Genomic DNA, 18,099 nt, shown 5'->3' with positions numbered 1-18,099 from the left:
AACTGCTTCACCATCACCAGGGCCGCATGCCCACCCGGCTCCAGGAGACGCCCATGACAACCGACGCCACGGCCCCGTCCGTCGCCCGACGAAACTACAGCTTTCTCTTCGCGCTGACGCTTCTGGGCTTCCTGCTGCTGCTCTGCGTGATCCTCAGCGTGGCGACGCCGAACTTCGCCACGTCCAACAACATCGCCAACCTCCTGCGCCAGGGATCGATGATCGCGATCCTGGCGCTCGGCGAAACCTTCGTCATCATCACCGCCGGCATCGACCTCTCGGTCGGCGCCATCGTCGGCTTTTCCACGGTGATCGTTGCCTTGATGCTGCAGGCGGGTTTCCCGATCTGGGTGGCGGTCGGCGCGACCCTGCTGCTGGGCCTCGCCATCGGTCTCTTCCACGGCTTTGCCATCGTGCGCATGGGCCTGCCGCCCTTCATCATCACCCTGGCGACGCTGACCTCGCTGCGCGGCGTCGGGCTTCTCATCACCAACGGCTCGACCATCAACATCAAGAACGAGGCCTTCAACGCCTTTTCGCGCGGCGATTTTCTCGGTCTGCCGAACCTGTTCTGGATGGTCGTGCTCGTCGCCGTGCCGGCCTTCATCTTCCTGCACATGAGCCGCTGGGGCCGCTATCTCTTCGCCGTCGGCTCGAACCCGGAAGCCGCGCGCCTGTCGGGCGTGAAAGTGTCGACGATGATCTACGTCGCCTATTCGCTCTCGGCCGTCTGCGCCGCCTTCGTCGGCGTGCTCCTCGCCGCGCGCATCGGCATCGGCAATGCGACGCAGGCCGAGGGCTGGGAACTGCAGGCGATCGCCTCCTCGGTGATCGGCGGCACCAGCCTCTTCGGCGCCGTCGGCTCGGTGCACGGGCCGCTGATCGGCTCCTTCATCCTCGCCACCATCAACAACGGCGCCAATCTCCTCAACGTCAACTCGTTCTGGCAGCGGGTGATCACCGGCGTCTTGATCATCGTCATCGTCTTCTTCGACCAGCTGCGCCGCCGCAGCCGCTGATCCCGAAAGCGGGCCTTCCGGCTTTCGGGAAAGATCAGGCGACAACACAAACGAAAGCGGGCGGGCGCTTCGAAGAAGAGCCAGTCCGCCTTGGCCGGGGCTCCCGGCAGTCTGGAAAGCAGAACATGCAGGCACTCTTCATCGACGCGGTCGGCGAGACACGTCTCGGGCCGATCGACGAGCCGGCACCCGGCCCCGGCGAGATCGTCGTCGCCATCCGCCATGTCGGCCTCTGCGGCAGCGACCTCAACACCTTTCGCGGCCTCAACCCGCTGGTGCAGCTGCCGCGCATTCCCGGCCACGAGATCGGCGGCGAGATCCTTTCCGCCGGCGATGGGGTGCCGGCGGGCTATGCCGTCGGCGCCCCCGTCACCGTCCTGCCCTATACCAGCTGCGGCACCTGCTCCTCCTGCCGCAAGGGCCGCACCAACGCCTGCCGCTATAACCGCACCCTCGGCGTGCAGCAGGATGGCGGGTTGAAGGAGCGGCTGACGCTGCCCTTCGAGAAGGTGATCGTCAACGAGCGCCTCGCTCCGCGCCATCTGGCGCTCATCGAGCCGCTGTCGGTCGGCTTTCACGCCGTCGAGCGCGGGCGCGTGACGGCGGAGGATAGGGTGCTGGTGCTCGGCTGCGGCATGATCGGCATGGGCGCCGTGCTCGGCGCGCTTGCCAAGGGCGCGGACGTCACCGTGCTCGACATCGCTGCGGACAAGCTGGCGCTGGCGAAAGAGTTCGGCGCCGCGCACAGTATCGACCCCGCCCACGAGGACGTGGCCGAAGCGGTGCAGCGGATCACCGGCGGCGACGGGTTCGACGTCGTCATCGAGGCCGTCGGCGTGCCCGAGACTTTTACCGCCGCCATCGACCACGCCTGCTTCTGCGGCCGCGTCGTCTATATCGGCTACTGCAAGGCGCCGGTCAGCTACCAGACGCAGCTCTTCAACCTCAAGGAACTCGACATTTTTGGCTCGCGCAACGCGACCCTGGCGGACTTTTCCGCCGCCGCCGCCTGCCTCGAAGCCATGGGCGCGACGGCCGACAAGCTCATCACCCAGACCTTTGCCTTCACCGAGGCCGACAAGGCCCTGCCCTACTGGGACACGCACCGCGCCGAGGTGCTGAAGATCATGGTCGAGGTCTGATGACGCCCTGCCCCGCCACCGGAGTTTCCGCATGAAGCGCTACGCCATGACCATCGGGCTCAAACCCGACTGCATCGCCGAATACAAGCGCATCCACGCCGAGGTCTGGCCGACGGTGCTGGCGACGCTGTCGAAGCACAACATCAAGAACTACTCGATCTTCCTGCAGGAGCCGGAAAACCGCCTCTTCGGCGTCTACGAATACCACGGCACCGACCACGAAGCCGACCAGGCCGGCATCGCCGCCGACCCGGAAACGCAGCGCTGGTGGACAATCACCGACCCGATGCAGGTACCGCGCGAGAACCGCGCGGCGGGGGAGCGGTGGGCGATGCTGGAGGAGGTGTTTCATTTGGATTGAGGGGGCATGTGGCCGGCGGGAGCGGCAGTTGCAGCGTGGCGCTGCGTCTCTTCGCACCCGTGCGATCGATGGCGGATGCCGCCGACCTCCGAAGCATTTCGGCAAGACCGAACCCGCCGTAGGCAATAACCGACTATCCGCTTTCCCGGGCCGTGTCGCAAACTCGCTTCATTTCCTCTGCAACTCTATCGTCGGCTGACTGTCATCTCGAGTGACGACAGTCGAACGAGGAGAGAGGGGACGCGCGGGAGAATGGCGCTACCCGTCGAAATGGATTGAAAGGCTGCTGCTGATGAAATCCCCATTGATCGCCGCGACGCTCGTCGTCCTTGGCACCCTGCCGACCCTTGCCCAGGACTATCAGAAAGCCGGATCAGAATTGGAGGTGGGAGACACCGCGACTGTTCCGCATCTGGTGCCGAAGGGACCGGAAGTTCCCATCGCGTTGACCGTGACCGCCATCGAAGAGGGATCGATGGACGACCTGAAAGGGTTCGAGATTCCCGCCGACCTGCGCAATGCGCGGCCTATCTACGTCCGTTATGCCTATACCAATCTCAGCGACGAGGATCTTTCGGCCCAGCAGATCGGGGCTTTCGTCGCCATCGACGACCGCGACCAGGCGCAGGCGCCGGCGCTGGCGATGAGCGGCGGAACCTTCACCAAATGCACGACGCCGCCGGCCGCGGGATTGACCAAGGGCAAGTCCGCCGAGGGCTGCGTGATGTTCATGATCCATGCCAATGGGAGCCTGGCGGCCGCCGCCTACCAGGGACACTACCGCAGCGAGGGCAGCACCAATACCGAGGCGGACTTCCCCATCTACTACAACCCGGTGAAATGGACGGCCCCGACGTCCGCCGCGATGCCGTCCAGCGGCAAGCGCGTGGTGCAGTAGCCGGCCACCCGGGTCGGCTCTCACCCTGCCGGTCAGCCCGGCTGTTGCCGACATGCAAATCGTTCGACGTGGTGTTTGCGGGACCGCCCTGACCGCCGCCCCCGGCCGCCGTCTGAGACGGCGATCGGGGGATTTTTCATTGGAGCCCATCGCGGATCCCGGCGTTTGCTGACATCGACGTGCCCGTCAACCGATCCTGCCATGTCCGTTTGGCAGCGATCGACGCCCGGCCGTCCGGGCGGCCCTCACGCCCCCCGCGGCGCAAACAGAATGATCCCCGCCCCCACCACACACACGCCCGCGCCAACCAGATCCCACCGATCCGGCCGGAAGCCCTCGACGGCCCAGAGCCAGCCCAGGGACGCCGCGATGTAGACGCCACCATAGGCGGCGAAGGCGCGGCCGGCCTGGTCGGCGGGGGAGAGGGTGAGGAGCCAGGCGAAGGCGGCGAGGCAGAAGAGGCCGGGGAGGAGCCAGAGCGACGACCGGTCCAGGCGGAGCCAGGCCCAGAAGGCGAAGCAGCCGGCGATTTCGGCCAGGGCGGCGGCGGCGTAGAGGGCCAGTGTCGTCATGGTCCGTGTCCCCTCTGGTTGGTGCCGGCCGGGTTGTGGCGGCAGGCTCTCCGGCATTCGTGCCGACGTTTTCGCCGCGGGGCGGCAAGGTGCTTCCCCAGGCTTCGCCGAGCGGTGCCCAGCGGCCCGCCCCGCTTCCGCCAAGCGTCGTGCCCTGCTTCGCCAAGCGTCGTGACGCGTTTCCGCCGAGCGGCGTGTCCACTCCGACCGAATGGCGCACCCTGCATCGCCAAGGACGCATGCCCCGCTCTGCCGAGGGGCATGCCCAGCTTCTCCGGGCGTCGCTCCGCCAAACCTACCTCCGGCATAGCCTTTGACGCCGCGGCGATATAGAGACGCGGAGGGATTGACGGAGTTTTCGTGGCCAAAGAAATGATCAGCGGCGTCTATGGCGCCCCCCCGCAGGACCTCGCAGCGCTCGGCGCCGACGTGGTGCAGTTTTCGCCGCTGGTGCCGGGCGCGGCGTCCCTCGAGGCGTTATCGCCCGGCAGCCTCGCCGCGATGACCATCCTCGCCTCGCCCGGGACGATCGAGCGGCGCTACGTCACCGCTCTGGCGCTGCGGGCGCTCGCCCCCGGCGCGCCGCTGACGGTGCTGGCGCTGAAGGACAAGGGCGGCGCACGCATCGCTAGGGAGTTCAAGGCTTTCGGCTGCGACGTCGGCGAGACCGCGCGCAGCCATTTCAGGATCTGCGAAACGCTGCGGCCGGAAGCCTTCGACCGCGAGGGGCGCGAATTCATCGCCACGGCGATCGAGGCCGGCGCGCCGCGGCTCGTGCCCGAGATGGGCCTGTGGACGCAGCCCGGCATCTTCTCCTTCGACCGGCTCGACCCCGGCAGCGCCCTCCTCCTCGACCACCTCCCGGCCTTTTCCGGCCGCGGCGCGGATCTCGGCTGCGGCATCGGCGTGTTGTCGCTCGCCGTCCTTCGGGCGCCCAAAGTCACGGCGCTGGCGCTGGTCGACATCGACCGCCGCGCCGTCGAGGCCGCGCGCCAGAATGTCAGCGATGCCCGCGCCACCGTGCACTGGGCCGACGTGCGCACCGCCGAACTCGGCCTCACCGGGCTCGACTTCGTGGTGATGAACCCGCCCTTCCACGATGCCGGCATCGAGGACCGGGGCCTTGGCCAGGGCTTCATCCGGCAGGCCGCGACCATGCTGCGGCCGGGCGGCTTTCTCTGGCTGACGGCCAACCGGCATCTGCCCTACGAGGAAATCCTGAAGCCGATGTTCAAGCTCGTCACCAACCGGGCCGAGGATGGCGGCTACAAGATCTTCGAGGCGCGCAAGTGAAGTTTTCGACCATGCGGCTCGACCGGCTGCTCGCCAATATGGGCTACGGGTCGCGCCGCGAGATCCAGATGCTGGCGCGCAACGGGCGCATTCTCCTCGACGGCGCGCCGGTCGAGGACGCGGAAAAGCGCATCGCGCTTTCGCCGGATCTTGCCGCGCGCATGGTCGTCGACAGCGAGCCGCTGGATCCGATCCCCGGCATGGCGCTGCTCCTCCACAAGCCGCTCGGCGTCACCTGCTCGCACAAGGAGGCGGGGCCGCTGGTCTATGGCCTGCTGCCGCCGCGCTGGCGCCGTCGGGACCCGGCGATCTCGACCATCGGCCGGCTCGACAAGGAGACCTCGGGCCTGCTTCTCCTGACCGACGACGGCGCCCTCCTCCACCGCGTGATCTCGCCGAAGAACCATGTGCCGAAGCGCTATGTCGTGACGCTCGACCGGCCGCTGGCCGGGACCGAGGCGGCGATCTTTGCGGCGGGCACGCTGATGCTCGACGGCGAGGACAAGCCGCTGCTGCCGGCCGAGATGGAGGTTTTGTCGCCGACGGAGGCCACGATCACCCTCACCGAGGGCCGCTACCACCAGGTGCGGCGGATGTTCGCCGCCGTCGGCAACCATGTCGTCGCGCTGCACCGCGACCGCATGGGCGGTCTCGGCCTCGGCGATCTCGAACCCGGCGCCTTCCGGCTGCTCGGGCCGGAAGACCTGGCGCTGGTCCTGCCGCCCGCCCCGGCCGCCTCGCCAAAAGTATAGACCGCAAGGCCGAGCGCTTTTCTTCGCCGATCCCGGCACCAGATGGAGCGGCATGGATATCGCCTTCGACACAGACTTCGATCCCCGCCACGGCGAAGCGGTGCCGGTGGCGCCGGCAATCCTGCGCGTGACCGCACCCAATGCCAGCCCCTTCACATTCCACGGCACCAACAGCTATCTCCTCGGCGAGCAAAGCCTCGTCGTCGTCGATCCCGGCCCGGACGACGACCGGCATTTGGCGGCGCTGCTCCGGGCCATCGCCGGGCGGCCGGTCGAGGCCATCCTGTTGACGCACACCCACCGCGACCACACGGCGCTGGTGCCGCGGCTGCAGCAGGCCGTGGGCGCGCCGGTGCTGGCGGAGGGACGCCACCGCGCCTCGCGCGCTTTGCACGAAGGCGAGATCAACCTGATGGACGCCGCCGGCGACATGGCGCTGGTGCCGGACCGGTTTCTCGTCCACGGCGAGGTGCTTGAACTGGCGGGTCTTCGGATCGAGGCGGTGGCGACGCCAGGCCACGCGGCCAACCACATGGCCTTCGCCATCGGCGACACGCTTTTGAGCGGCGACCATGTGATGGCCTGGTCGACGACCATCGTCGCGCCGCCCGACGGATCGATGGCGGATTACATGGCCTCGCTGGAGACGCTGCTCGCGCGTGACGAGACGCTCTATCTACCGGGTCACGGCGGGCCGGTCACGCGGCCGCAGGCGTTTCTCCGGGGCCTCAGGTCGCACCGGAAAATGCGCGAGACGGCGATCCTCGAGCGGCTGAAAGCCGGCGACCGCAACATTGCCGAGGTGGTCGCAGCGATCTACCGCCAGACCGATCCGCGCCTGCACGGCGCGGCCGCGCTCTCGGTGCTGGCGCATCTGGAGGACCTCGTGGCCAAGGGCCGCGTCCAGACCGACGGCCCGGTCCTTCTAGGTGGCCGCTACGAACCTGTCTAGCCGTCCTGCCTAGCCGTCCTTCGCCGGCAGCACGGCGGTGACGCCGGCCATGCCCTCGTCGAGGCGGGCCAAAAAGTCCTCGATGAAGCGGCGGTTCTGGCCGAGATCGAAGGTGACGGCGCGCGAGGTCGAGCGCAGGTCGACAAAGGTCTCGTTGCCGTCCTCGACGATGCGGATGGCCATGTCGCTGGGAAGGCGCAGCAGGAAATCGCGCGCCTCGACGGTGAGCGCGTAGTCCTTGGCCTCGGGCAGGGCGAAGCGATCGACGGGCGCCTCGGTGGTTGCCCGCGGGGTCGGCAGGGGGATGCCGACGGTCCCGCTGGTGCCGAGGTCGCCGGTGGCATCCTCGGCATCGTCCTCCGACACCTCGGTCACGACGTCGACGAGCGTCCAGCCCTTGTCCTCGATAACGAGGCGCGCCACGGCGTAGACCTGGGCCGCGCTGGCCTGGAAGCGCCGTCCGGTCAGCGAGGCGCCGCCGTCTGCCAGTTCGGCGGCCGCGCCCTCGTTCACGGTAACACCGGCGAGCATGTCGTTGACCATCATGGCGTCGGTTTCCGCGCTGTTGGTGCGGGGATACTGCGAGGCGAGAACGCCGGCGAGCCCGAAGGGAACGATGACGAGAAGCGCGATGGTGAGGGCGCCGAGGGCGGCGCCACCGCCTTCGCGGCCGCTGTGCCAGACCCGCACCAGTCCGGCGAGCGCCGTGACCAGCGCCAGGACGGCGAGCCCGAAGACGCCCGCGGCCAGCAGCCTCAGCGTGGCGAAATCGATGCCGCCCTGGCGGAACAGGACGATGGCGACGACCAGAAGCACCGCGGCGAAGGCCGCCGCACGACGGGCGGGCACCGCGGTCCGCAGCCGCTTTCTGATATAGTGTCCCGACAAGTGCGCGCGTCCGACCGTCATCTGCATGATGTCACTCCAGGCGCGGTCTTAGCCCACAAGGGCGCTTCGAAAAAGCGCCATCGCGCATCACTCGGCCGGCAATCGGTAGTCGGCGAATTCCTCGCGCAGCCGCATCTTTAGGATCTTGCCGGTCGCGGTGTGCGGGATCGCCTCGACGAAGGCGACGTCGTCGGGCAGCCACCAGCGGGCGACCTTGCCTTCCATGAAGGCGAGGATCTCCTCGCGCGTCGTCCGTCGCCCTTCCTTCAGCACCACGACCAGCAGCGGCCGCTCGGCCCATTTCGGGTGGGCGACGCCGATCACGGCGGCTTCCGCGACGTCGGGATGGCCGACGGCGAGGTTTTCGAGGTCGATGGTCGAGATCCACTCGCCGCCGGACTTGATCACGTCCTTGGAGCGGTCGGTGATCTGCATGTAGCCATGCTCGTTCACATGCGCGACGTCGCCGGTATCGAACCAGCCGCCCTCGCCGAAGACTTCGCCGCCGACGCCCTTGTAGTAGGCGCTGGCGACCGCCGGCCCGCGCACCTTCAGCCGGCCGAAGGTCTTGCCGTCCCATGGCAGGGACCGGTCCTCGTCGTCGGTGACCTTCATCTCGACGCCGAAGGGCGGGTGGCCTTGCGTCTGCGCGACGTCGAGATAGGCCTCGCCGTCGAGGTCGGCGACCTCCGGCTTCATCGAGCAGAGCGTGCCGAGCGGGCTCATCTCGGTCATGCCCCAGGCGTGGATGACCTTCACCTGGTAGTCGTCGCGGAATTTCTGGATGACCGCGCGCGGACAGGCCGAGCCGCCGATGACGACCCGATCGAGGTCTGGCAAGGCACCGCTTTCCTTCTCCAGCTGCTGCAGCAGCATCAGCCAGACCGTCGGCACGGCGGCGCTGAAGGTCACCTTTTCCGCGACCAGCAGCTCGTGGATCGAGGCGCCGTCCATCTTCGGGCCGGGCATGACCATGGCGGCGCCGGCCATCGGGCAGGAGAAGGCGAGGCCCCAGCCATTGGCGTGGAACAGCGGCACCACCGGCATCACGACGTCGCGCGAGGAGAGGCCCATGGCATCGACCTGCTGCGCGATCATCGAGTGCAGGATGTTGGAGCGGTGGGAGTAGACGACGCCCTTCGGGTTGCCCGTCGTGCCCGAGGTGTAGCACATGCCCGCCGCCGTGGTTTCGTCAAAACTTTTCCAGACAAAGTCCTCGTCGGCCTCGGCCAGCCATTCCTCGTAGGCGACGGCGCCGGGCAGCGCGGTCTCCGGCATGTGGGCGGCATCGGTGAGGACGACGCAGCGGCGCAGGCTCGGCAGGCGCGGCGCCAGCGCTTCCAGGATCGGCAGGAAGCTGAGGTCGACGAAGATCAGCCGGTCCTCAGCATCGTTGATGATCCAGGCGATCTGGTCGGGGAAAAGGCGCGGATTGACGGTGTGGTAGATCGCCCCGATGCCGGTGATCCCATACCAGCATTCGAGATGGCGCCAGGTGTTCCAGGCGAGCGTCGCCACCCGGTCGCCGAGGCCGAGGCCTTCCTGCTCCAGACGCTTCGCCAGCTGCAGCGCCCGGCGGCGCACGGTCCGGTAGTCCGTCCGGTGGATCGGACCCTCGACCGACCGGGACACCACGGCGCGCGCGCCATGATAGGTCGCGGCATGGTCGATGACCTTGGAGCACAACAACGGCCAGTGCTGCATCAGTCCCTGCATCGGAACGTCCTCCCTTTTGTCACATTTTACGGTCTTGATCGCTCCTCTCTCGGGAGGCTTGCCAGGACCGCGCAGGTCCGTGCGCAAGGCCAGTGTCCGGAAGCGGCAAGGATTTGTCCAGCGACGTCGCCAGCCGCGTCGGAAGGACCGACCGTCGGGTGACGGTCAGATCGGAAGGATTGAGCGATGCGGATGCAGACAGCGGACGATGCGACCGGGGAGCCGGTCATGGACGCGTTCGAATCGGTCGAGTTCGAGCTGGCCCTGGACATGCAGGATCTGACCGAATTTTCCTTCGAGGCCTGCGTCGCGCATGCCGCAGAGGTGGTGGGCGGGGAAATCCTGTTCGACATGCCGACCGACGGCTCGATCGAGGACGCCGCACGCATGGCGGCGGTCCGCATCCCCCATCCGACACGGGACCGCATCCTCTTCGTCGTCCTCGACGAAGCGCGGTCGAGCCTGCGGGTCGCCTCGAGCGAAGAGGTCGGCGAGCGGTTTCACGGTTTTGCCCGGGCCTTCGTCAGCGTGCTCGAACGCATTCGCGACGACCTGCCGGATCTGCGCCCCGTCGGCTCGGCCTGACCGGCGACTCCGAACGCCTGACGATGGACGGGCGGCGGCCCTTGGCGGCGCGCAAAAACCCTCTTCAGCCAGGGGCGAGGGTCACACGGGGCCCAAGGCCGTTTCGCTCTTGATCCGGGTCTTAGCCGCGCCGGGGCCGCGCAGGGAGCGCGTCAGCCGGATCGCCGCCTGCGCCGCCGCCAGCCGGGCGATCGGCACGCGGAAGGGCGAGCAGGAGACGTAGTCGAGCCCGGTCTGCTCGAAGAAGGCGATGGAAGCGGGATCCCCGCCCTGCTCGCCGCAGACGCCGAGCGAAATGTCCGGCCGCGTGCGCCGCGCCTTTTCCACGCCCATGGCGATCAGCTCGCCGACGCCCTCGACGTCGATCGACTGGAACGGGTCGCGCTCCAGAATGCCCTTGCGCTCGTAGGTCGAGAGGAAATTGGCAGAGTCGTCGCGCGAGATGCCGAACACCGTCTGCGTCAGATCGTTGGTGCCGAAGGAAAAGAAGTCGGCGACCTCGGCGATGGTATCGGCACGAATGATGGCGCGCGGCAGCTCGATCATCGTGCCGACGAGATAGGTGACGCGCTTGCCGCGCTCGGCGGCGACGAGATCGGCGACCTCGTCGATCCGCGCCTTGACGAAGTCGAGTTCCTTGCGAAGGCCGACCAGCGGCACCATGATCTCGGGCACGACCGCCTCGCCCGCCCGCTCGCCGGCCTCGATCGCCGCCTCGAAGATGGCGCGCGCCTGCACCTCGACGATCTCGGGATAGGAGATGGCGAGGCGACAGCCGCGATGGCCGAGCATCGGGTTGAATTCCTCGAGCTTCTCGATCCGCTCGCGCAGCACGCGCTCGGGTATGTCCATCTGCAAGGCCGTCTCGGCGATCTCGGCATCGCCCTTCGGCAGGAACTCGTGCAGGGGCGGGTCGAGCAGGCGGATGGTGACGGGCAGGCCCGCCATGATCTCGAACAGCTCGATGAAATCCGACCGCTGGATCGGCAGCAATTGCTGCAGGGCGGCCCGCCGCCCGGCCTCGTCCGGGGCGAGGATCATCTCGCGCATGGCGCGGACGCGGTCGCCCTCGAAGAACATGTGCTCGGTGCGGCAGAGGCCGATGCCTTCGGCCCCGAAGGCGCGCGCCGCCCGCGCCTCCATCGGCGTCTCGGCATTGGTGCGAACGCCCATGCGCCGCGCGCGGTCGGCAAATCCCATCAGCCGGGCGAAGTCGCCGGTGAGTTCGGGTCGCTGCAACTCAGCCGTCCCGAAGATGACCTCGCCGGTCGAGCCGTCGATGGTGATGGCGTCGCCTGCTTTGAGGGTCACCCCCTGTGCCCGCAATTCCTCCCGCTCGGCGTCGATCCGCAGGGACCCGGCGCCGGTGACGCAGGGCTTGCCGATGCCGCGGGCGACGACGGCGGCATGGCTCGTCGTGCCGCCGCGCACCGTCAGCACGCCCTCGGCGACGTGCATGCCGTGGATGTCCTCGGGATGGGTCTCGTTGCGCACCAGGATGACGGGACGCCCCTCGGAGGAGAGGGCCTGCGCCCGATCGGCCGTGAACACGATCTCGCCGGTGGCGGCCCCCGGCGAGGCCGGCATGCCCTTGGCGATGGTCACGAGGTCGGCATGGCGGACGATCGTCGGGTGCAGCATCTCGTCCAGCGAGGCCGGATCGATGCGCAGGAGCGCCTCTTCCTCCTCGATCAACCCCTCCTCGACCAAGACGACGGCGATGCGGATGGCCTCGGCCGCGCTGCGCTTGGCGATGCGCGATTGCAGGAGAAAAAGCTCGCTGTCGCCGATCATGAAATCGATCTCGACGGCGTCGCCGACATGGCGCTCCAGCCGCTGGACATGATCGGCGAGCGCCGCGAGGTCGGCCGGGAAGATCGCCGCGCCCTCCTTGTCGCCGCCTTCGATGAGCGTTTCCAGCGCCCAGGTCTCCGGCCGCTCGCCGATGTCGCCGCGCTCGCGCCCGCCGAGGCCGAACTCGCCGGTCAGCCGCGAAGCGCCCGTCCTGAGGTCACGCGAGACGGCCCGGCCCGTGCCGGAATTCTGGTCGCGCTCGTTGAAGATCATCGCATGTGCCGTGACCGCGAGGCCTGCATTCTCATGGATGCCGTGCAGCACCCGGAAGGCGCGCGCCACCGGGTTGCGCCAGCTGGCAAAACTCGCCTCGATCACCTTGAACAATTGCTCGATCGGCGTCTGCGGCAGGGTCTCGCCGATCTCGTCCTCGATGAAGGCGAGGTAGCGCGCGATCAGCGAGCGCCACTCCTCGACGGTCGAGGGCTCAGGCCCCGACCAGGCCGCGGTCTCCCGCTCGTCGTCGGCCAGATCCTCGAAGTCTGACGGCTCGACGCTGTAGACGAGGAAGGCGAAGGACTCGATGAAGCGGCGATAGCTGCGGAAGGCGAAGTCCACGTCCTCGAGCTCGGCGGCGAGCGTCTCGACGGTGCGGTCGTTCATGCCGACGTCGAGCACGGTATCGGCGAGCCCCGCCATCGGCGTGCGCGAGCTGGTGCGTACGGCGAGCAGCAGCGGCCGCTCGGCCCCGTCGAACTTGCGGCCCGTGGCCTCCTCCAGCCACTCGACCGCGACGCTGATGTCCGAGCGCAGTGACTGCGACAGCCCCTGGGCAAGACCCTGCGCCTCGCGCCATGCGGCCGAGGTGACGGTGAACCCCGGCGGGACCGGCAGGTCGAGGGAGGCCAGGAGCGCCAGATTGGCACCCTTGGCGCCGAGGGCCTCGAACGCATCGGCGGTCCGCTCGGCAGATCCCCGCTTGAAGGTTTGGATTCGCTTGGCCATCGGACGTCGCGCACTCTTCCCGGAATTCGTGTTCTACCGTCTTCGCATCGGACGGGTCTGAAACGCTTACGGGAATTCCGCGGCCGCGCCAATTGTTGCGTTGCAAAATGCCAAAAGGGGCAGCCCGTCAGCCGAGCCACCCCCAGTGTGTAAGGACCAGGTCCTGATCCGAGGTGCGCCTGTCGGGCGCCCCTGGCGACGTCAGTTCGACGCGGCGACGACGGCCTCGAACTCGGCGGCGCTCATCGAGCCGGAGTACTTGTTACCGTTGATGAAGAAGGTCGGCGTCGCGTTCACGCCGAACTCCTTCTCGCCGCGCTGCTGGGTGTCGATCACCTTCTGCTGCAGGGCCTTGTCGTTCAGGCAGGCGGCGAAGCTCTCCTGGGTGAAGCCGGCGAGCTTGGCGATCCCGAGCAACGCCTGCGAGGCGTTCTCGGCCCGCGCCCACTGGTCCTGCTGGTTGAACAGCACGTCGATCATCGCCGTGCGCTTGTCGTCGGGTGCGCAACGCGCCAGCATGAAGGCGGCGACCGCGCGCGGGTCGAAGGGGAATTCGCGCAGGATCAGCTTGGCCTTGCCGGTGTCGATCAGATCCTTCTTGATGGTCGGGAGCGTGTTCACGTGGAAGTCGGCGCAGTGGCTGCATGTCATCGAAGCATATTCAACGATGGTGACGGGGGCCGCGGGATCGCCGATGACGACGTCCGGCAGGGGACCTGGCGCCATCAGCGCGGCGACGTCGACACTGCCCTGCGAGGCCGGCGCCGCTACGGGCGCAGCCGACTCAGTCGCGGGTGCGGCGGGAGTGGCGCCTGGGGTGGTGGCCGTGCCGGCAGCAGGTGCGGCTTCCTGCGCCGCGGCAGACTGGACGAAGCCCCGCGTAGCGCGGTCCGACCCGGCGGCGAGCGCGATCAGGCCGACGGTTCCGGCCAGGGCCGCCACGATCAGGCGGGTGCGGCGTGCCGCGTGACCTTGAATTTGCTTCGCGTGCATCGGGCTCATACCTTCCATGGTTGCCGCCCCGGTCTGGCCGCGGACGGGTTGTCCCGTCGTGAATAGGAAGAGATTGCGGTCTTGCCAAGGGCCGATGGCGCCTGTGCGCCTTACGCTTTTGTCATCGGAAGGCGCTGCAGGACGCTGGTGCCGAAGGCCGCGAGCGCCGCTTTCAGCCGGGGATCCTCGATCCGGTCGGTCATCGCTGCGATGTCCGACACTTCCGAAGCCTTCAGGCCGCGCAGCACCGGCCGACGGTCCAGGCGCGGCTGCGTGACCGCGCGCTGCACGATCTTCAGGCGGTCGATGGCGGGATAGCCGAAGAAGGCATTCACGCGCGCAATCAGTTCGGAGGTCTGGTGCTGCAGGCGCAGCACGGAGGCGCCCTCGCAGGCCACCACGAGCGTCGCCGGCTGGAACGCGTCGGCCTCGTGCAGGCGCGGCGGCCAGACTAGCTTTTCCGGGCGGCAGACGCCGCCGAGCTTGGCGCCGACGAGTTCGGCCCAGGCGGCGATCAGCCCTGTCGTCATCCCCGCTTTGCGGGCCAGGACGGGATCGAGCAGTTGCGACACGAGGTCGCCCACGGGGCGCGCCCCGCGGCGCTGCGGCGCTCTGGCCATGCCTCAGTTCCCTTTCGTTCCGCCCACGCCGTCGAGCCAGGACCGCGCCGGCACGGAGGCCGCGAGCAGCGAGACGGAGAAGACCCAGACGGCATCCAGGATATCATGAAAGAACATGATGTTCGTCATGCCGGCGCCGAGAAAGGCAACGACCAGGATGAGGCTGGCGCCGAGCCGTCGGCCACCACCCACGGCGTGGCGCGCCCGCCAGGCGACGATGAGGGGCGAGACCACCACGGCCAGGAAGCCGGCGATGCCGACCAGTCCCGCATCGACGCCGACGGTGAGAAACACATTGTGAAAATGCGTGAAGGAGATGCCCCCGAAGACCGAGGCATCGAGGTAGGGGGAGACGGCGGCCCAGTGGTTCTGCGCGCCATAGCCGAACCAGGGCCGGGCCGCGATCGCCTGGACTGCGGCCGAATACATCTCCTTGCGCAGATTCAACGAGGTCGGGGTATCGACATCGGCGAGGATCAGGGCGAGTTCGCCCCACATCTCGCCGATCCGCGCGCCGACCATCGGCGCCACCAGGACCGCGACGCCGGCCAGGACCGCCACGGTCAGGGCGGCCAGCAGCCCGCGCGCGACGGGTGACCACGTCCGCCAGAGTGCGGCCAGTTCCCGGCGCCGGGTGAACACGGCGATGGCCAGGCAGATCGGCAGGAGCGGCCAGGTGCCCCGCATTCCCGACAGGAAGACCGCGACGCTGCCACCGAGCGCGCCCATGACCGCAAGAGAGAGTTGCAGACGGCTGCTGTCCCGCGACAGATGCAGGATCGACCAGCCGGCGCACAGGAGCGCCGTGACCGACAGGGGCCCCTGGTTCCCGGCAAAACCCTGGACGCGGGCGGAAAAGAAGAAGAATTCGGCCAGGACGATGACCAGGAGAAGGCAGCCGCCGACCGCCATGCCGGCAAAGGCGACAGGCAGGGTATCGCGGAACTGCGACAGCCGCATGCGCGGGATGAGGACGAGCGGCATGACGAAGGGGAGGAGCGCGCCGACCCGCAGCAGGCCGCGGCTCGGGTGCTCATGATGCAAGTTCGAGAACGACATGATCGCGAAAAACAGCAGCGAGGCCGCCACGACGATCCAGTCGGACGCGGTCAGACGCAAGGCGAAACGCCGAAGCACGAGCGAAATCAGCGCCCAGCAGGCGAGCAGGCCGGCAACGACCGACGCCCCTGAGCCGCCGGCTGCGGCCAGCACGAAGAAGGTGAAGGTGGAGAGCCGGTTGCGACGGCCCAAAGCCGCCGGGTCCGGCGTCAGGAGAAGACGCAGGGCTGCCGGCCGGTGAGAATCCACAGCCGGCACGACGCGGCTCGGGGCGCTCGCAAACAGGCTGGGCATTTCCGCGGAATGGCTGGATGGAGAACCGGCGCGGGCAGGCTGCAATGTGGGGGTCCCGGAAGGCAGGATGCCCGAGCGCTCATTCATTCCGCAGTCCTCGCGCGGACGCTCCGACAGCGCCGGGGTCCGTTTGTACCAATATGTCGTCGGCCATGATGCCTTGCTCCAGGACTGTCGGCAGGTCTCTTCGGCTGCAGCTCAAGCCTTTCGACCGGCCATCGTCGGCGACGCTCTTTCCATCGACCGATCCGCTCCCTATCACAGGCGCATCGAGAATGTCCTGCCAGGATAGGCAAAAGCAGAATGACAAGGCGACATGATGCCGACGCGCTTCGGCATGGCCCGGCCGTGCCGGAACGGCGCCCCAGGTCCGTTGGGACATGAGGACCGCCAGCAGGCCCGCGCCCGACGAACCACCGGGCGCCTCGCACGACGAGGCACCGGGCGCGCGCTCGGGGCGGCTTCTCGAGTGGTATGATCGACATGCGCGCGCGCTGCCCTGGCGCGTCCTTCCCGCCGAGCGGGCGGCCGGCAAGCAGGCCGACCCCTATCACATCTGGCTCTCGGAGGTGATGCTGCAGCAGACGACCGTCGCCACGGTGAAGGCCTATTACGAAAAATTCCTTCGCCTCTGGCCGACGGTCGAGGCGCTCGCCTCGGCGCCGGCCGAGACTGTGATGGGGGCCTGGGCGGGCCTTGGCTACTATGCCCGCGCCCGCAACCTGCATGCCTGCGCCAAGGCGGTGGCCGCCGAGCACAAGGGGCGCTTTCCCGCCACCGAGACAGGGCTGCGGACCCTGCCCGGCATCGGCGAGTACACGGCCGCGGCGATCGCGGCGATCGCCTTCGACGTGCCGGCCGCGGTCGTCGACGGGAACATCGAGCGGGTCGTCACGCGGCTTCACGCGATCGACACGCCGCTTCCCGCCGGCAAGGCTCTGGTCAAAGCGCACGTCGCCGGCATGACGCCGTCGCGACGCCCCGGCGACTTTGCCCAGGCGATGATGGATCTCGGCGCCACCATCTGCACGCCGCGGCGCCCGGCCTGCGTTCTCTGTCCCCTGTCGGAGGGCTGCCTCGCCCGGATCGCGGGCACGATGGAGCTTTATCCGGTCAAGGCCGCCAAGAAGCCGAAGCCCGCCCGGCAGGGCGCTGCCTTCGTCGCCGTGCGGGCGGGCGACGGTGCGATTTTCCTGCGCCGGCGGCCGGAGACGGGGATGCTCGGCGGCATGGACGAGCCGCCGACGACCGAATGGGGCGTCCGGCGGGACGGCGCCACAGGCGCCGGCGCCGCGCCGTTTCCCGCCGCCTGGACGCGCGCCGGATCCGTGGTGCATGTGTTCACGCATTTCCAGCTCACACTGGAGGTCTGGCGCGCCGATGTCGCCGATGCCGCCGGCGCCGAAGGGCGGTTCGTGACGCCGGCCGGCCTGGTGGCGGTGGCCCTCCCGACACTGATGAAAAAGGCCATCGAGCTGGCCGAACCCGCGGCCCTTGCCCCCTCTCCCCCGCAGCGAAAGCGCCAGATATGATCGACCACGTCGTCTTCGACATCGGCCGCGTCCTCATCCACTGGGACCCGGAGACCCCGTACCGCCGGCTGATCGCGGACGATACCGCGCGCGCAAGGTTTCTGGCCGAGGTCTGCAGCCCCGCCTGGAATCTCGAGCAGGACCGGGGCCGTGGCTGGCCCGAGGGGGAAGCCGAAGCGATCCTGCGCCACCCGGACAAGGCAGACCTGATCCGGGCCTATCGGCGCCTCTGGAAAGAGATGGTGCCGCACGCCCACGACGACACCGTCGTTCTCCTGCGCGGTCTGATCGCACGCGGCGTCGACGTGACGATGCTGACGAATTTCGCCGCCGACACGTTTCGCGAGGCGACGGCCCTCTACGGCTTCCTCGGCGAATCGCGCGGCGTCACGGTGTCCGGCGAGATCGGCCTGGTGAAGCCGGACCGGCGCATCTACGAGCACCATGCCCGCCGTTTCGACCTCACCCCCGAGCGCACGCTGTTCATCGACGACAGCGTGGCCAATGTGGAGGGTGCCAAGGCCGCCGGCTGGCAGGCGGTGCACTTCACCGATGCCGGCCAGCTGGCAGTGGACCTGGCCCGCTTTGGATTGGCCGAGGCGGAGACCCGCCCCGCCTGAGCCT

The 18,099-nt window shown here is 68.5% G+C and carries 17 protein-coding genes; 10 read left to right on the top strand and 7 right to left on the bottom strand.

From position 1 onward, the window contains the following. Nucleotides 1-53 precede the first annotated feature (53 nt). The 4 genes from IEX88_RS04555 (at nucleotide 54) to IEX88_RS04540 (ending at nucleotide 3,420) form a co-directional block, all read left to right on the top strand. The gene (locus IEX88_RS04555) at nucleotides 54-1,019 is read left to right on the top strand and encodes an ABC transporter permease (protein ID WP_188849403.1); all 966 of its coding nucleotides are present in this window, start codon (nucleotides 54-56) and stop codon (nucleotides 1,017-1,019) included. A 125-nt stretch (nucleotides 1,020-1,144) separates the two neighbouring features. After that, on the top strand, nucleotides 1,145-2,161 hold the full coding sequence (locus IEX88_RS04550) for a zinc-binding alcohol dehydrogenase family protein (RefSeq protein WP_188849402.1): 1,017 nt from the start codon (nucleotides 1,145-1,147) through the stop codon (nucleotides 2,159-2,161). 31 nt (nucleotides 2,162-2,192) lie between these two features. Further along, nucleotides 2,193-2,522, top strand: coding sequence for an L-rhamnose mutarotase (locus IEX88_RS04545; RefSeq protein ID WP_188849401.1), 330 nt, complete (start codon nucleotides 2,193-2,195; stop codon nucleotides 2,520-2,522). Nucleotides 2,523-2,814: 292 nt separating this feature from the next. Beyond that, on the top strand, nucleotides 2,815-3,420 hold the full coding sequence (locus tag IEX88_RS04540; RefSeq protein WP_188849400.1) for a hypothetical protein: 606 nt from the start codon (nucleotides 2,815-2,817) through the stop codon (nucleotides 3,418-3,420). Nucleotides 3,421-3,665: 245 nt separating this feature from the next. On the opposite strand, the gene IEX88_RS04535 is transcribed toward IEX88_RS04540, so the two are convergent. Continuing rightward, nucleotides 3,666-3,992, bottom strand: a complete 327-nt coding sequence (locus IEX88_RS04535) for a YnfA family protein (RefSeq protein ID WP_188849399.1) — start codon at nucleotides 3,990-3,992, stop codon at nucleotides 3,666-3,668. Nucleotides 3,993-4,364: 372 nt separating this feature from the next. Here IEX88_RS04535 and IEX88_RS04530 point away from each other — a divergent pair, with 372 nt between their 5' ends. From IEX88_RS04530 to IEX88_RS04520, 3 genes are read left to right on the top strand one after another with little or no spacing between them, the layout of a single operon-like run. Then, a complete protein-coding gene (locus IEX88_RS04530) occupies nucleotides 4,365-5,285 on the top strand; it encodes a class I SAM-dependent methyltransferase (RefSeq protein ID WP_188849807.1) in 921 nt (306 codons plus the stop codon). An 11-nt stretch (nucleotides 5,286-5,296) separates the two neighbouring features. Then, entirely contained in the window at nucleotides 5,297-6,037 is a 741-nt protein-coding gene (locus IEX88_RS04525) for a pseudouridine synthase (protein WP_188849806.1), read from the top strand. 52 nt (nucleotides 6,038-6,089) lie between these two features. Further along, the gene (locus IEX88_RS04520; protein ID WP_188849398.1) at nucleotides 6,090-6,989 is read left to right on the top strand and encodes an MBL fold metallo-hydrolase; all 900 of its coding nucleotides are present in this window, start codon (nucleotides 6,090-6,092) and stop codon (nucleotides 6,987-6,989) included. Nucleotides 6,990-6,998: 9 nt separating this feature from the next. On the opposite strand, the gene IEX88_RS04515 is transcribed toward IEX88_RS04520, so the two are convergent. Next, nucleotides 6,999-7,904 carry a DUF1499 domain-containing protein gene (locus IEX88_RS04515; RefSeq protein ID WP_188849397.1) on the bottom strand — a complete coding sequence of 302 codons (906 nt, stop codon included), beginning with the start codon at nucleotides 7,902-7,904 and terminating at the stop codon, nucleotides 6,999-7,001. A 60-nt stretch (nucleotides 7,905-7,964) separates the two neighbouring features. Next, nucleotides 7,965-9,593: a long-chain-fatty-acid--CoA ligase gene (locus tag IEX88_RS04510; protein ID WP_188849396.1), complete on the bottom strand. Its 1,629-nt coding sequence runs from the start codon at nucleotides 9,591-9,593 to the stop codon at nucleotides 7,965-7,967. 228 nt (nucleotides 9,594-9,821) lie between these two features. Between IEX88_RS04510 and IEX88_RS04505 the strand changes: the two genes are divergently transcribed. Continuing rightward, complete coding sequence (locus IEX88_RS04505; RefSeq protein ID WP_188849395.1) at nucleotides 9,822-10,178, top strand: hypothetical protein; 357 nt, start codon at nucleotides 9,822-9,824, stop codon at nucleotides 10,176-10,178. 81 nt (nucleotides 10,179-10,259) lie between these two features. On the opposite strand, the gene ppdK is transcribed toward IEX88_RS04505, so the two are convergent. From ppdK to IEX88_RS04485, 4 genes are all read right to left on the bottom strand, one after another. Next, complete coding sequence (ppdK, locus tag IEX88_RS04500) at nucleotides 10,260-12,977, bottom strand: pyruvate, phosphate dikinase (RefSeq protein WP_188849394.1); 2,718 nt, start codon at nucleotides 12,975-12,977, stop codon at nucleotides 10,260-10,262. 201 nt (nucleotides 12,978-13,178) lie between these two features. Further along, entirely contained in the window at nucleotides 13,179-13,970 is a 792-nt protein-coding gene (locus IEX88_RS04495; RefSeq protein ID WP_188849393.1) for a DsbA family protein, read from the bottom strand. A 110-nt stretch (nucleotides 13,971-14,080) separates the two neighbouring features. Beyond that, nucleotides 14,081-14,590, bottom strand: a complete 510-nt coding sequence (locus IEX88_RS04490; protein ID WP_188849392.1) for a DUF721 domain-containing protein — start codon at nucleotides 14,588-14,590, stop codon at nucleotides 14,081-14,083. A 3-nt stretch (nucleotides 14,591-14,593) separates the two neighbouring features. After that, nucleotides 14,594-16,030 (bottom strand): O-antigen ligase family protein, encoded by a 1,437-nt coding sequence (locus IEX88_RS04485; protein ID WP_188849391.1) that lies wholly within the window; start codon nucleotides 16,028-16,030, stop codon nucleotides 14,594-14,596. 293 nt (nucleotides 16,031-16,323) lie between these two features. Between IEX88_RS04485 and mutY the strand changes: the two genes are divergently transcribed. Further along, nucleotides 16,324-17,475: an A/G-specific adenine glycosylase gene (mutY, locus tag IEX88_RS04480; protein WP_188849390.1), complete on the top strand. Its 1,152-nt coding sequence runs from the start codon at nucleotides 16,324-16,326 to the stop codon at nucleotides 17,473-17,475. Continuing rightward, on the top strand, nucleotides 17,472-18,095 hold the full coding sequence (locus IEX88_RS04475; protein WP_188849389.1) for an HAD family hydrolase: 624 nt from the start codon (nucleotides 17,472-17,474) through the stop codon (nucleotides 18,093-18,095). Before mutY ends, IEX88_RS04475 begins: the two co-directional genes overlap by 4 nt. The last annotated feature ends 4 nt before the right edge of the window (nucleotides 18,096-18,099 follow it).

Origin of the sequence: Aureimonas glaciei, from assembly GCF_014643375.1 — a bacterium.
In the GTDB taxonomy this organism is placed as follows: Bacteria; Pseudomonadota; Alphaproteobacteria; order Rhizobiales; family Rhizobiaceae; genus Plantimonas; species Plantimonas glaciei.
The sequence above is the reverse complement of the archived record's forward strand: the minus strand, read 5'-3'. Positions and strand labels throughout refer to the sequence as shown.